Genomic DNA, 14,003 nt, shown 5'->3' on the forward strand with positions numbered 1-14,003 from the left:
GGCCTGCAACCCTATCAGCTGGTTGCGGACGGCGTCTGCTTCGGCCTGCTTCTCCGCAGCCGTCTCTCCGAACGCGGTGGACGGGGCTACCAAAGAAAGGGCGCCGATCGCTGCGGCACCGCTGATGAACGCTCGCCTGTCTATTCCGATTATATGCTCGCTCATGCGAAAGCCTCCTAGATTGAGCACGTGGTACGTACGGGCAAAAGCTGAACGCATGATACCACGTTTGCCCCGATGAACAAAAAGCGGTGTGGAGGCGTTTCATAAGCCCTGCTCATGATGCCGACAACGCCCAACCCGGCTCCCCCAAACCATTTGAGAGCCAATGAATAGGCTTTCCATCTGGGAAAACGCCGCACACCACCGGTTGTGGACGCCGGTCTACATGTAGTGGCGGCCCCGCCCTCCCGAAAGAGGACGGGGCCGCCGAGGGCCGCACGCAAAAACCGAGCCTCTACTTCGCGTCGCTCGCGTCCATGTAATGGTCGAACTCGTGCAGGACCTCTTCCGACGGCGCGGGCGTGAGCTTGGACACCACGACGATGGCGAGCAGCGCCACCAAAAACGCGGGCAGCAGCTCGTAGATGCCGAACACGCCGCCGAGCGGCTTCACCAGATTGTGCCACACGAGCACCGTCGCCGTTCCGGCCACCATGCCCGCGAGGGCGCCCTGCATGGTGGTGCGGCGCCAGTACAGGCTGCACAGCATGAGCGGCCCGAACGAGGCGCCCAGCCCCGCCCAGGCGTAGGACACCACGCCGAAGATGGACGAGTTCTCGTCGTAGGCGACGAAGATGCCGAACAGGAACACCGCGATGAGCGTTAGGCGCGCCACAATCATGACCTGCCGGTCGGTGGCGTCGCGCTTGATGACGCCGCGGAAGATGTTCTCCGCCACCGACGAACCGGCGATCAGCAGGTAAGACGACGACGAGCTCATGGACGCCGCCAGGATGCCCGACACCACCACGCCGCACAGAAACGACGGGAGCAGCATCTGCGAGAGCACGACGAACACGTTCTCGGCGGAAGCCTGCGTGCCGAACTGCGTGGGGATGAGGGCGCGTCCGGCCAGGCCGATGGCCACGGCGCAGAACAGCGAGATGACCACCCACACCACGGCGATGTGGCGCGAGCGCTTGATCTCGGTGGCGCTGCGGATGCCCATGAAGCGCACGAGCACATGCGGCATGCCGAAGTACCCCAGGCCCCATGCCAGCATGGACACAATGCTGAGCAGGCCGTACTCGGCGGGTCCGGCGAACTGGGCGCCGCCTTCCATCACCTGGGCCCCCGCGCTGTCGAGCACCGGGACGGCTATTTGGGTGCCGCTCAAAAAGCCGGGGATGGCCTGCAGCACCGCCACGGTGTTCTCCACGCCGCCCGCCGCGGTCACGCTGCCCACGACCACCACCGCCAGGGCGAAGAACATAAGGCAGCCTTGGACGAAGTCGGTGGCCACCACGGACAGGTAGCCGCCCACGAGCGTGTACAGGAACACGACGATGGCGCCGAGCACCATCATGGTGGCGTAGTCCAGCCCGAACAGCGTGTTGAACAGCTTGCCGCATGTGACGAAGCAGCTGCCCACGTACACGCAGAAAAACACCATGATGATGACCGCCGCCACCGTGGAGACGATGTTCTTATGGTCGTGGAAGCGCTTGCTGAAGAACTCGGGCAGGGTGATGGAGTCCCCCGCCACCACCGAGTAGCGGCGCAGGCGCTCGGCGACGAGCTTCCAGTTGAGGTACGTCCCGATGGCCAGGCCGATGGCCGTCCACATGGCGTCCGACGCCCCGGTGAAGTACGCCACGCCCGGAAGGCCCATGAGCAGGTAACCCGACATGTCCGACGCCTCGGCCGACAGAGCCGTCAGCCACGGGCCGACGCCCCGCCCTCCCAAGAAGTACTCGGCGGTGGACGAATTGGAGCGCTTCGCGTACACGAAGCCGATGGTCAAAACGACGATGAAGTATATGAGCATCGCCAAAACGACCAGAAAGTCGTTGGAAGCCACGTGCTCCCCCTTTCCCTGCCTTGCCGAAACGGCGCACGTAAGACGAGCGGATTATACGCCATAACCGGACGCGCGGGGGCGACTATTCGCCGGGACGCGCCTCTTCGGGCGTGGCAGGCCGCGCTTACCTTATACTGTAGAGCATCGCAACCGAAAGCGGACACGGAAGGACGCGCTATGACGGCGTACGCACAACGAGGCCACGAAGAGCTCCAAAAGATCAAGGACCGCCTGGAGGAGGAGCACGCCGCCATCAAAGCGCGGGGGCTTGCGCTCAACATGGCGCGCGGCAAGCCCTCGAAGGCGCAGCTCGACCTCAGCATGCCCCTGCTTTCGGCCGTGACCTCGCTTGAGGAGTGCGCGGCCGCCAACGGCACCGACTGCCGCAACTACGGCGTGGTCGACGGCCTGCCCGAGGCCAAAAAGCTCATGGCCGTCCTGCTGGACGACGAGCCTGACAACGTGATCGTGCTCGGCAACGCAAGCCTCAACGCCATGTACGACGCCATGGCGCGTTGCTGGATGTTCGGCACGCTGGACTCCGCGCCGTGGTGCGAGCTTGATTCGGTGAAGTGGATCTGCCCCTCCCCCGGATACGACCGGCACTTCGCCGTAACCGAGGAGTTCGGTATCCAGATGATCCCCGTGCCCATGACCGCCGAGGGGCCCGACATGGACGAGGTGGAGCGCATCGTTGCCTCCGATGTGTCCGTGAAGGGCATCTGGTGCGTGCCGAAGTACGCCAACCCCACCGGCGCCACCTATTCCGACAAGACGGTGCGCCGCCTGGCCGCCATGGAATGCGCCGCCGAGGACTTCCGCATCTTCTGGGACAACGCCTACGGCGTGCACCATCTGTTCGACGAAGAGGCCGAACAGGACCGGCTGCTCGACATCGCCGCCGCATGCCGGGAGGCCGGCACCCCCGACCGCCCGTTCAAATTCGCCTCCACCTCAAAGATCACCTTTCCCGGCGCGGGCATCTCGGCGATGGCCTCAAGCCCCGCGAACCTCGCCGAGGCCAAAAGGCGCATGAGCGCGCAAACCATCGGCCACGACAAGCTCAACCAGCTGCGCCACGTGCGCTTTTTGCGCGACGCCGAGGGGATTGCGGCGCACATGTCCAAGCACGCCGCCATCCTGCGCCCGAAGTTCGAACTGGTGGACGCCAAGCTTCAGGAGGGGCTGGCCGAGGTGGGAGGATGCTCGTGGAGCACGCCGCGAGGCGGTTACTTCGTGTCGTTCGACGCCCCGGACGGCTGCGCCAAGCGCATCGTGGCCCTGGCGAAGGAGGCCGGCGTCACCTTGACCCGCGCCGGCGCAACCTACCCCTACGGGTTGGATCCGCGCGACTCCAACATCCGCATCGCCCCTTCCCTGCCCCCCATCGAGGAGCTTGAAGAGGCCCTGGACGCGTTCGTCGTCTGCGTGAAGCTGGCCTACGCGGAAAAGCTTCTGGGATAAGGAGGGCGAAGGCGCATGGAGAGCATCGCCACGGGGGTGTCGAACCTCCTTGCCGCGCTCAACGCCGACGCGGCGAAGGAGCTGCGCATAGCCCAGAACAACCAGCGGTTCAAAAACGCCGTCATCAGAACCTGGCCCGAAAACCCCGACGTCGCCGCCTACCTGCTCGCCCACGTCAACGCGCTCTACGTGGCCAAAGACAAGGCGCCGCGCAAAGGGCGCGGCAAGGACAAGGACCCCGTGGTGCTCGGCGTCTACCTTGACAACTCCCACGCCAGGTCGGAGATCAACGCCCGCCGCGAGCTGCTCAAGCTCGCCCTCGCCCAGGAGGGCATGCACGTCGACGAGGTGCGCGACCATCCCGCCATGTACGACATGAAGGACCGCCACCTCTACCCCAACGCTGTTGAGCGCACGGCCAACTTCTTCGGGCAAACGCCGCCCGACGACCCGTTTTGCCGCCGCGCGAAGCCCGCCGAAGGCAGCAGGGCGGGCGCGGACCAATCCGATCTGCTGGAGATCCTCAAGCGCGCGTTCTGCTTGTCGTTTCCCGACATCGAGCACGCCTGGGCGGTGCTCGAGAAGGTGGAGGGCGCCGCTTTGACCGAGGCGAGGTTCAACAAGAACGCCTCCCACAGCGCGCAGCGCTATCGCTGCCACCTCTACGTCGACGCCGCGCATCTGGAGGGCGTGCGGAAGATCATCGCGCGCTTCGGCGACACCGTTGCATCCCGCGCGAAGCGGCTCCGTTTGCTCATCTGCGAGATATGCGTGCATCCAAGCCCGGAGGCGCTGCACGGGCGGCAGGCTTTCCCCCGCTCAGGCCGCCCCGAGCCCTTGGGGGATCTCGACCTTCAGGAGCTGCGCTCTGAATCCGCCCGCGTGGCCGCCGAGGTGCGCGCCAAGGTGCGGGGACGCGCCCGCAGCTCGTTTTAGGGGCGGCTGCCAATCCTCGCAAGGCGCGGCCAAGGGCGCCAAGCAGCCTCGCAGGCAAAAAAGGGAAGGCCCCGGCGATCCGGGGCCTTCCCATGCGGTTTGCGATCAGGAACCGAAAGCGCAGGGCGCTACGCGTCGGCGTAGAGGTCCTTGAGCTTCACCAGATGCTCGTAGCGGTCCATCGCGGCTTTCTCGTTGCGCTCGAACAGCTCCGCGGCGCGCTCGGGGAACTCGCGCGTCAGGCGGCTGTAGCGCGCCTCGTTCATAAGGAACTCCCGGTAGCCGCCCGCCGGCTCCTTGGAGTCGAGCGTGAACTTCTTGCCGGCCGGCGCCGCCGGATTGTAGCGGAACAGGTTCCAGTAACCGCAGTCCACGGCCTTTTTCATCTCGTCTTGGCAGTTGGCCATGCCGCCTTTGATGGAGTGCATCTCGCACGGCGAGTAGCCAATGATAAGCGACGGCCCCGGATACGCCTCGGCCTCGGCGATGGCCTTGATGGTCTGCGCCGGCTTGGCGCCCATGGCCACCTGCGCCACGTACACGTAGCCGTAGGCCATGGCGATCTCGGTGAGGCTCTTCTTCTTGACGTCCTTGCCCGAAGCCGCAAACTGGGCCACCTGGCCGATGTTGGACGCCTTCGACGCCTGGCCGCCGGTGTTGGAGTACACCTCGGTGTCGAACACGAACACGTTCACGTCCTCGCCGGAGGCCAGCACGTGGTCGAGGCCGCCGTAGCCGATGTCGTAGGCCCAGCCGTCGCCGCCGAAGATCCACACGGACTTCTTAGCCAGGTAGTCTTTGTTCTCCAGGATCTCAGGCGCCACCGGGCAACCGTCGGCCGCAGCGGATTCAAGGGCCGGGACAAGCGCCTTCGCAGCTGCGGCGTTGGCCTCTCCGTCGGCTGCGGACTCCAGGTAGGCGGCGATGAGCTCTTTGGTGCCCTCGGGCGTCTTGTCGCTGGCGGCCATCTCCTCCAGCTTGCCCATAAGGCGCGTGCGCACCGCCTCGTGGCCAAGCAGCATGCCCAGGCCATGCTCGGCGTTGTCCTCAAAGAGCGAGTTCGACCACGCCGGGCCGCGACCGTCCTTGTTCACCGTGTAGGGAGAGGTGGCCGCCGGGCCGCCCCAGATGGACGAGCAGCCGGTGGCGTTGGTGATGAACATGCGGTCGCCGAACAGCTGCGTGACCAGCTTCGCGTACGCCGTCTCGGCGCAGCCCGCGCACGCGCCGGAGAACTCGAGCAGCGGCTGCTTGAACTGGCTGCCCTTGACCGTGGCGTCCCCAAGCTCGGGCTTGTCGGACACCTTGGCCACGCAGTAGTCGAACACCTCCTGCTGGGCCAGCTGGCCCTCGGCGGGCGCCATGGTCAGCGAATCGGAGGGGCACACGTTCACGCACACGCCGCAGCCCATGCAGTCAAGCGGCGAGACGGCCAGCGTGTACTGCATGCCGGCTGCGGCCTTGCCCTTGGCCGGCACAAGCGTCGCGGCGGCGGGGGCTGCGGCGGCCTCGGCCTCGGTGAGGGCGAAGGGGCGGATGGTGGCGTGCGGGCACACGAAGGCGCACTGGTTGCACTGGATGCAGGTGGAGGCGTCCCAAGCGGGCACGCTCACAGCCACGCCGCGCTTCTCGTAGGCGGCCGCGCCCAGCTCGAACTGGCCGTCAACATGATTGACGAACGCGGACACGGGCAGGCGGTCGCCGTCCATGCGACCCACCGGCTCCATGATGCCCACGACCTGCTCGACCACCTCGGGGCGCCCCTCGAAGGCGGCCTGCGCGCCGGTGTCGGCGGCATCCGCCCACGAGGCCGGCACCTCGATCTGTGTGAACGCCGTGGCGCCCGCGTCGATGGCGCGGTGGTTCATGTCCACCACGTCCTGGCCCTTCTTCAGGTAGGACTTCGTGGCCGCGTCCTTCATGTAGCGGATGGCGTCATCCTGCGGCATGACGCCCGCCAGTGTGAAGAACGCCGATTGCAGGATGGTGTTCGTGCGCTTGCCCATGCCGATCTCGGCCGCCAGATCGATGGCGTTGATGGTGTAGAGTTTGATGTCGTTGGCGGCGATGTAGCGCTTCGCCTCGGCGCTCAGATGGTGCTCAAGCTCCTCGGGCGTCCACTGGCAGTTGATCAGATAAGTGCCGCCCGGTTTCACATCGTTGACCATGCGGAAGTTCTTGGTCACGTACGAGGGGTTGTGGCAGGCCACGAAATCGGCCTTGTTCACATAATAGGTGCTGCGGATGGGCGAGTCGCCGAAGCGCAGGTGGCTGATGGTCACGCCGCCGGTCTTCTTCGAGTCGTACTGGAAGTAGGCCTGCACGTACTTGTCGGTGTGGTCGCAGATGATCTTGATGGAGTTCTTGTTCGCGCCCACCGTTCCGTCGCCGCCCAAGCCCCAGAACTTGCACTCGATGGTGCCTTCGGAAGCCGTGTTCGGGCAGGCAGGGTCCTCGGGCAGGGACAGGTTCGTCACGTCGTCCACAATGCCCACCGTGAACTCGCGGCGCGGCTCGTCCTTCTCCAGCTCCGTGTAGATGGCGAACACCGACGAGGGCGGGGTGTCCTTGGAGGCCAGGCCGTAACGGCCGCCCACCACGATAAGGTCCTCGCGACCCTCGTGCGCAAGCGCGTTCACCACGTCCATGTACAGCGGCTCGCCAAGCGCGCCGGGTTCCTTCGTGCGGTCCATGACGGCGACCTTGCGCACGGTGGCGGGCAGCGCCTCTGCGAACTTCGCCGACACGAACGGACGGTACAGGCGCACCTTCACCAGGCCCACCTTCTGGCCCTGCGCGTTCAGGTAGTCAACGACCTCCTCCACCACGTCGCAGAACGAGCCCATGGCCACGATCACGCGGTCGGCGTCGGGCGCGCCGTAGTAGTTGAACAGCTGGTAGTCCGTGCCCAGCTTGGCGTTCACCTGGGCCATGTAGTCCTCCACCACCGCCGGCAGCGCGTCGTAGACGCCGTTGCACGCCTCGCGATGCTGGAAGAAGATGTCGCCGTTCTCGTGGCTGCCGCGCATGGCCGGCCGCTCGGGGTTGAGCGCGTGCTCGCGGAAGGCGCGCACGGCCTCCATGTCGCACATCTCGGCCAGGTCGTCGTAGTCCCACACGGCGATCTTCTGCACCTCGTGGGAGGTGCGGAAGCCGTCGAAGAAGTTGATGAACGGGACGCGCCCCTTGATGGCGGCGAGGTGCGCCACGGCGGAGAGGTCCATGACCTCCTGCACGTTCGTCTCGGCGAGCATGGCGAAGCCGGTTTGGCGGCAGGCCATGACGTCGGAGTGATCGCCGAAGATGGACAGCGCCTGCGTGGCCACCGTGCGAGCGCTCACGTGGAACACCGTGGGCAGCATCTCGGCGGCAATCTTGTACATGTTGGGGATCATGAGGAGCAGGCCCTGCGAGGCGGTGTAGGTGGTGGTGAGCGCGCCTGCAGCAAGCGAGCCGTGCACGGCGCCGGCCGCGCCGCCCTCGGACTGCATCTCGCACACCTTCACCGTGGTGCCGAAGATGTTCTTCTTGCCGGCTGCCGACCACTGGTCGACGAAATCGGCCATGGGGCTCGACGGGGTGATGGGATAGATGCCCGCCACCTCGGTGAACGCATAGGAGACGTAGGCTGCGGCGTTGTTGCCGTCCATCGATTTGAATTCTCTCGTCATGTTCCTCTCCTTCGAGGGGAATCGCGACCCGGCCGGGCGCGCAGACGACGACGCGAACCGTCGTGCGACGCTGACATCCCGACAGGCTCCGACCTCCCTCTCTCGATCGAAGCTCTTCGCCTGGTTCGGAAAAACACGGTTTCCATGATACCAGCGAGCACGCTCCCCTTCCCGTGGCGCGGCCGCGCCCATCGGCAAGCGGCCCGCCCCGGACACCCGCCCTGAAAAGGACGGGGCCCCGGCGCAATGCCGGGGCCCCGTCGAGCCTCGCTCTGGGCAGCGTCTACTTGCCCAGGTCGGGATGGAGCAGTGACGGCGCCGCGCCCAGAAGCAGGCGCGTGTAGTCGTCCTTGGGGTTCTCGAACACCTCTTTGGCGGTGCCGCGCTCGACGGCCTGACCGCCGTTCATGACGATGATCTCGTCGGAGATGTAGCGCACCGTCTGGATGTCGTGGCTGATGAACACCATCGACAAGCCCAGGTCCTTCTTGAGGTCCATGAGCAGGTTCAGAATCTGCGCGCGCACGGACACGTCAAGGGCGCTCGTGGGCTCGTCGGCGATGATGGCGTCGGGTTCGAGAGCCAGGGCGCGCGCGATGGCGACGCGCTGGCGCTGGCCGCCGGACATCTGGCCCGGCAGCGCGTCGAGCACCGACTCGGGCAGGCCCACCATCTCGATGAGGTCGTGGACGCGCCGCTCACGCGAGCTCTTGTCGCCCACCTTGTGCACGAGCATCGGGTCGAGCAGCTGGTCGCGCACCGACATGCGGGCGTTGAGCGCCGTAGCCGGATCCTGGAACACCACGGAGATCACGCGGCCGATCAGGCGCCTTTGCGCAGCCGAGCGCTTCGTCACGTCCTCGCCCTTGAAATACACCTTGCCCGACGTGGGCTGCTGCAGGCCGCACATCACGTTGGCCGTGGTGGACTTGCCGCAGCCGGACTCGCCCACGATGCCGAGGGTCTGCCCGGGCATGAGCTTGAGCGTCAGCCCTCGCACCGCCTGCACCTTGTTCGGATGCAGGATGGAACCCGTGCGCGTCTTGAACGTCACGCGGATGTCGTCAAGGAAGATGATGGGGGTCTGCCCGTCGGATGCGGGCGCCGCAGCGGCCGCCGCGTTCGTTTCGACCTCGCTCATAGCAGCACACCTCCTGGAACGTACGGTTTGATGCCGAGGCGCTTGAGCTCGCTGTCAGGCAGCTCGGCGTAGTAGTGGTCGGTGCTCTCGACGCGCTTGAGCACGGGGCGCAGCTGCGACACCTTGTCGGGGTGGCTCGAGCGCGGCGTGAAGCGATCGCCTGCGGGGAAGTCCTTCGGGCTGGGAACGCTGCCCGGAACCTGATGCAGGCGGGCGCCGCCGGCCTCGATGGACAGCACCGAGCCCAGAAGGCCGCGCGTGTACTCGTGCACGGGGTGGCACAGGATGTCCGAAACCGGCCCCTGCTCCACCACTTGGCCGGCATACATGACCGTGATGGAGTTGGCCACCTCGGCCACAAGCGCCAGGTCGTGGCTCACGAACACCATCGCGAAGCCCAGTTCCTTCTGCAGCTTGTTCAGCAGGTCGATAACCTGCTTCTGCACGGTCACGTCAAGGGCCGTGGTGGGCTCGTCGGCGATGATGACCTTCGGGTCGCGGGTGAGCGCCATGGCGATGAGCACGCGCTGGCGCTGGCCGCCGGAAAGCTCGTGCGGGTAGGAATCAAGCGTGCGCTTCGGGTCGAGGCCCACCAGCTCCAGAAGCTCCTCGGCGCTGCGGGTGCCGCCGCGCTTGGTGAGCTGCTTCATCTGGGACTTGATGAGCATGGAGGGGTTCAAGGAGGAGAGCGCGTCTTGGTAGATCATGGCGATCTCGCGACCGCGCAGGGCGTTCATCTCCTTCTGGCTCATGTCGAGCAGGTTCTGCCCGTCGTAGAGCACCTCGCCGGTCACCTGGGCTTTCGGATCAAGCAAGCCCATGATGGTGAGGGAGGTGATGGACTTGCCGCAGCCGGACTCGCCCACAAGGCCCATGGTCTGGCGCGGGCGCACGACGAAGCTCACGTGGTCCACCACGTTCACGTCGCCGTGGCGCGGGAACTTGATGCACAGGTCCTTGACTTCCAGAATGGGCGGCACGTCGGTGCGCGCCTCGAAGCGGTCGGTGCGGGTCTTCTCCACGGCTTGCAGCTGGGCGAGACGCTTCTCGAGCATCTCGGCCTGGGCCTTGTAGGCAAGCGTCGGGTCGGCCACGAGGCGGTCGGCCTCGCGCTTGCCGGCCAGATCGGAGTCGTCGGCGTTGACGGGGGCCTTCGGAGCGGCCGCCAGCGCGTCGGTCATGCCCTCGGAGAGGATGTTGAGGCACAGCACGGTGATCATGATGGCAAGGCCCGGGAACAGCGCCTGCCACCAGCGGCCGGCCAGCACGCCGTTGCGCGCGTCGGAGAGGATGTTGCCCCACGTGGGATCAGGTTCGGGGATGCCCGCGCCGATGAAGGACAGCGACGCCTCGAACACGATGGCGTCGGCCACCAGCACGATGGTGAACACCATGACGGGCGCGATGCAGTTGCGCACGACGTGCTTCACGAGGATCCACGGGGCGCGCGCGCCCGACACCACCACGGCGCGGACGTAATCCTCGCCGTACTCGCTCACCACGTTCGCGCGCACGATGCGGGCGATCTGCGGTATGTAGAGGAAGCCGATGGCCAGGATGAGCGAGGGAAGCGAATTGCCGAACACCGTCACGAACACGGCCGCCAAGGCGATGCCCGGAAACGACATGACCACGTCGAGGATGCGCATGATGACCTCGGACACCCACTTGCGCGACACCGCAGCGATGGAGCCGATGATGGAGCCGCACACAAGCGCGAAGCCGGTGGCGCACAGGCCGATGACGAGCGAGTAGCGCGCGCCGTACATCATGCGGGAGAGCACGTCGCGGCCCTTGTCGTCGGTGCCGAAGAGGAACTCGGCGTTGGGCGCCTGGCGGGCGGTGAAGATCTCAAGCGGGTTGTGGGGCGCGATCACAGGCGCCGCCACTGCCGTGAGCACGATGAGAAGGAGGACGACAAGCGAGATGCGCGAGCCGATCGTCATGCTCTTCCAGCGGCGAAAGCGCACGCGGCCGGCGTTCTCCTCCATCTTCTTAGTGAGATTGCCACGTAGCTGCACCATGTCTCTACACCGTCCTGATTCGGGGGTTGATAAGGATATACAGCATGTCCACCACGATGTTGATGACGATGAACGTCAGCGCGACGGTGAGCGTCACCCCCTGCACGAGGGTCGGGTAGTTGCCCTGGACGCCCTGCACGATGGCCATGCCCATGCCCGGCAGGTTGAAGATGACCTCGATGACGACGGCGCCGCCGATGAGGTAGCCGATGCGCAGGCCCAGCACCGTGACCGGCGTGATGAGCGCGTTACGCAGCACGTTCCTGGCGACGACGACCGACTTCGGGACGCCGGCGCCGATGGCCGTGCGCACGTAGTCCTTGTCAAGCTCCTCCACCATGGCGGTGCGGATGACGCGGGTGAGCTGGCCGGCCACGGGGACGCCGAGCGCGAACGCCGGCATCGCCATGCGGGCCAAGTACCCGCTGGGATTGGACGCGAGCGACGGGAGGTCGCCTGCGGCGGGGAGCATGTGAAGGGTCGAGGAGAACAAGAGGATGAGAAGGACCGCCAACCAAAACGACGGAGTGGCGATGCAGATGATGGAGAACACGCGGATCGCCTGATCGGGCCAACGATCGCGATACAAGGCCGAAACAACGCCCAGCACAACGGCGATGACGACGGCGATGATAAGGCCGATGAACGTCAGCTGCAGCGTGATGGGAAGCGCTGTTGCCACCTTGTCGGTGACGGAGATGGACCCGGCTCCGTACGTGCCCAGATCCCCCTGGCACATGTTGACGAGGAACCTTCCGTACTGGATGATCCACGGATCGTTCAGGCCGTTCGCCGCCCGGTACGCATCGAGCTGCTCCTGCGTCGCGCCTTCGCCCAACGCAGAGTACGCCGTGTCGATGGGAGAGAACGACATGAGGAAGTAAACGAGAAACGTGACTCCCAAAATCATAATGGGGAGCGCGACAAGACGTTTCCCGATCAGCCTGAGTAGATTGCTCATCTCTCAAACCCCTTTCGGCAACCGTTTTCCGCATCCGCCAAACGGACCCACCTGATGAAGCCAGCGGGTCCGTTTGCGGACAAATTCACCTCATTATACCGGCAAGCGGCTTTATGAGAAAAGGGGCTACTTGCTCGAAACGCCGATGAAGGAGACGCCGGTCGTGCCGATGGCCTTGAAGCCGTCGAGCCGGTCCTCGTAGTAGCCGGTGGAAACCTTGCGGTGGAGCAGCGGGTACAGCGGCACCTGCTCGGAGAGCAGGTCGAAGCACTTGTTCCAGTTCTCCTGCTGCTCGCTGCCGGAGGCCTCGACGGCCGCCTGCATGTAGCCGTGAAGCTCCTCGTAGGCCTCAGAGCCCTTCCACTGCGTGCGCTTCTGCGTCCAGCTGTTGTCGCCGTACCACCAGCTCATCAGAAGGTCGGGGTCGTTGCCGAACACCGACGGGTCGCCCGGGGCGAGCACCACGTCGAACTCGGGGTTGTCGGTGTCGCAGTAGTTGCTGTACAGGGCGGCCGAAACGGACTCGCGGATGGTGGCCTCGATGCCGACCGCCGCCAGGTCCTCCTTGATGGAGGGCGAAAGCGCCGTGATCCACGAGGCGTCGGTGGTGTCGAGGGTGATGGAGAGGCTGTCCACGCCGGCCTCGGACAGCAGGCTCTTGGCCTTCTCGGGGTCGTAGGTGAACACCGTGGAGGCCTCATGGAAGTTCGCATGGTTCTCAGGCAGGAAGCACTTGACCGTGGCGGCCTGGCCGGAGAGGGCGTTGTTGATGAGCTTCTCCACGTCGATGGCGTAGAAGAACGCCTGGCGCACGCGGTTGTCGTCGAGCGGGGCCTTCTTCGTGTTGAACATGAGGAAGGGCAGGCTGAAGCCCTGGACGTCGTCGACCGTGGCGCCCACCGCCTGGATCTGGGAGATGATGTCGGCCGGAACGTTCTCCATGACCTGGACGGTGGCCTCGGTCATGGCCGTCGTGCGGGCGGTGTCGTCCTTGATGACGTCCCACACCATGGAGGTGTCCTTGGGAACGAACGGGCCGTTGTAGTTCGGGTTCGGCGAGAACGTGAGCTTGGTCTCGGTGATCTCGTCGTAGACCCACGGGCCGGAGCCGACGGGATGGACCTTGAGCTCGTCGTTGGTCATGGAGGCGGGCGTCACCCTGATGAGGGACAGGCGCTCCTTGATCAGCGAGAACGGGTAGGCGGTCTTGATGGACACCGTCTTGTCGTCCTTGGCCTCCACCGACGAGATGAACGAGAGCATGGGCAGGTACATGCCGCCCTCGACCGTCGCGCGCGCGTAGGCCTCGACCACGTCGCCGGCCACCACGTCGGTGCCGTCGGAGTACTTGGCGCCGTCGCGGATGGTGATCTCGTACTCGGTGTCCGACACGGCGACCGGATCGCCGTCGGCGAGGGCCGCGTAGGCGGAGTAATCGCTCAGGTCGAGATCGTAAAGGCCCTCGGTCACGTGGCGGTTGCCGGCAAGCGGAAGCGCCTGCGAGGTGCTGGCGGGCGTGTAGTCGCTGCCGTCGTAGGCGACGGCGGCGGCAAGGGCGCCGGCCGAGGCAGACGTGTCGCCGCCCGCAGCGTCGGTGCTGGCGCCGGAGCCGCTGTCGCTCCCGCCGCCGCAGCCAGAGAGCCCGATGCCCGCAAGCGCGAGGGCGGCCGTGCCGCCCACCACAAACGAGCGCCGGCTGATGCCGTTGTTCAACTGTTCCTTCATTCTTCCCTCCTACAATTCGGAATCGGAATTGGGCAAGCCTATAGTACCCTATGATGGC

At 65.7% G+C, this 14,003-nt stretch carries 8 protein-coding genes; 2 read left to right on the forward strand and 6 right to left on the reverse strand.

The genetic code is table 11. From position 1 onward, the window contains the following. Positions 1-457: 457 nt before the first annotated feature. Positions 458-2,023, reverse strand: coding sequence for a sodium/proline symporter PutP (gene putP, locus ACWKY3_RS06745; protein ID WP_449315663.1), 1,566 nt, complete (start codon positions 2,021-2,023; stop codon positions 458-460). Positions 2,024-2,200: 177 nt separating this feature from the next. Between putP and ACWKY3_RS06750 the strand changes: the two genes are divergently transcribed. Together ACWKY3_RS06750 and ACWKY3_RS06755 are read left to right on the forward strand one after the other, a co-directional pair. Then, positions 2,201-3,487: an aminotransferase class I/II-fold pyridoxal phosphate-dependent enzyme gene (locus tag ACWKY3_RS06750; protein WP_449315664.1), complete on the forward strand. Its 1,287-nt coding sequence runs from the start codon at positions 2,201-2,203 to the stop codon at positions 3,485-3,487. A 15-nt stretch (positions 3,488-3,502) separates the two neighbouring features. Further along, positions 3,503-4,423, forward strand: coding sequence for a hypothetical protein (locus tag ACWKY3_RS06755; RefSeq protein ID WP_449315665.1), 921 nt, complete (start codon positions 3,503-3,505; stop codon positions 4,421-4,423). A gap of 128 nt (positions 4,424-4,551) precedes the next feature. On the opposite strand, the gene nifJ is transcribed toward ACWKY3_RS06755, so the two are convergent. The 5 genes from nifJ to ACWKY3_RS06780 all read right to left on the reverse strand — a co-directional run bounded on the left by nifJ (position 4,552) and on the right by ACWKY3_RS06780 (position 13,945). Then, the gene (gene nifJ / locus ACWKY3_RS06760; protein ID WP_449315666.1) at positions 4,552-8,094 is read right to left on the reverse strand and encodes a pyruvate:ferredoxin (flavodoxin) oxidoreductase; all 3,543 of its coding nucleotides are present in this window, start codon (positions 8,092-8,094) and stop codon (positions 4,552-4,554) included. A gap of 283 nt (positions 8,095-8,377) precedes the next feature. Further along, positions 8,378-9,235 carry an ABC transporter ATP-binding protein gene (locus tag ACWKY3_RS06765; protein WP_449315667.1) on the reverse strand — a complete coding sequence of 286 codons (858 nt, stop codon included), beginning with the start codon at positions 9,233-9,235 and terminating at the stop codon, positions 8,378-8,380. Continuing rightward, positions 9,232-11,259 carry a dipeptide/oligopeptide/nickel ABC transporter permease/ATP-binding protein gene (locus ACWKY3_RS06770; protein WP_449315668.1) on the reverse strand — a complete coding sequence of 676 codons (2,028 nt, stop codon included), beginning with the start codon at positions 11,257-11,259 and terminating at the stop codon, positions 9,232-9,234. Before ACWKY3_RS06770 ends, ACWKY3_RS06765 begins: the two co-directional genes overlap by 4 nt. Positions 11,260-11,263: 4 nt before the next feature. Next, the gene (locus ACWKY3_RS06775) at positions 11,264-12,220 is read right to left on the reverse strand and encodes an ABC transporter permease (protein ID WP_449315669.1); all 957 of its coding nucleotides are present in this window, start codon (positions 12,218-12,220) and stop codon (positions 11,264-11,266) included. Positions 12,221-12,346: 126 nt separating this feature from the next. Beyond that, positions 12,347-13,945 carry an ABC transporter substrate-binding protein gene (locus ACWKY3_RS06780; protein WP_449315670.1) on the reverse strand — a complete coding sequence of 533 codons (1,599 nt, stop codon included), beginning with the start codon at positions 13,943-13,945 and terminating at the stop codon, positions 12,347-12,349. Positions 13,946-14,003: the final 58 nt, after the last annotated feature.

The organism is Rubneribacter sp. (assembly GCF_965361815.1).

Coding starts and splice junctions, on each gene's coding strand:
- ACWKY3_RS06755 (WP_449315665.1), top strand. CDS start 3,503: ATGGAGAGCATCGCCACGGGGGTGTCGAACCTCCTTGCCGCGCTCAAC.
- ACWKY3_RS06750 (WP_449315664.1), top strand. CDS start 2,201: ATGACGGCGTACGCACAACGAGGCCACGAAGAGCTCCAAAAGATCAAG.
- ACWKY3_RS06775 (WP_449315669.1), bottom strand. CDS start 12,220: ATGAGCAATCTACTCAGGCTGATCGGGAAACGTCTTGTCGCGCTCCCC.
- ACWKY3_RS06770 (WP_449315668.1), bottom strand. CDS start 11,259: ATGGTGCAGCTACGTGGCAATCTCACTAAGAAGATGGAGGAGAACGCC.
- nifJ (WP_449315666.1), bottom strand. CDS start 8,094: ATGACGAGAGAATTCAAATCGATGGACGGCAACAACGCCGCAGCCTAC.
- ACWKY3_RS06765 (WP_449315667.1), bottom strand. CDS start 9,235: ATGAGCGAGGTCGAAACGAACGCGGCGGCCGCTGCGGCGCCCGCATCC.
- ACWKY3_RS06780 (WP_449315670.1), bottom strand. CDS start 13,945: ATGAAGGAACAGTTGAACAACGGCATCAGCCGGCGCTCGTTTGTGGTG.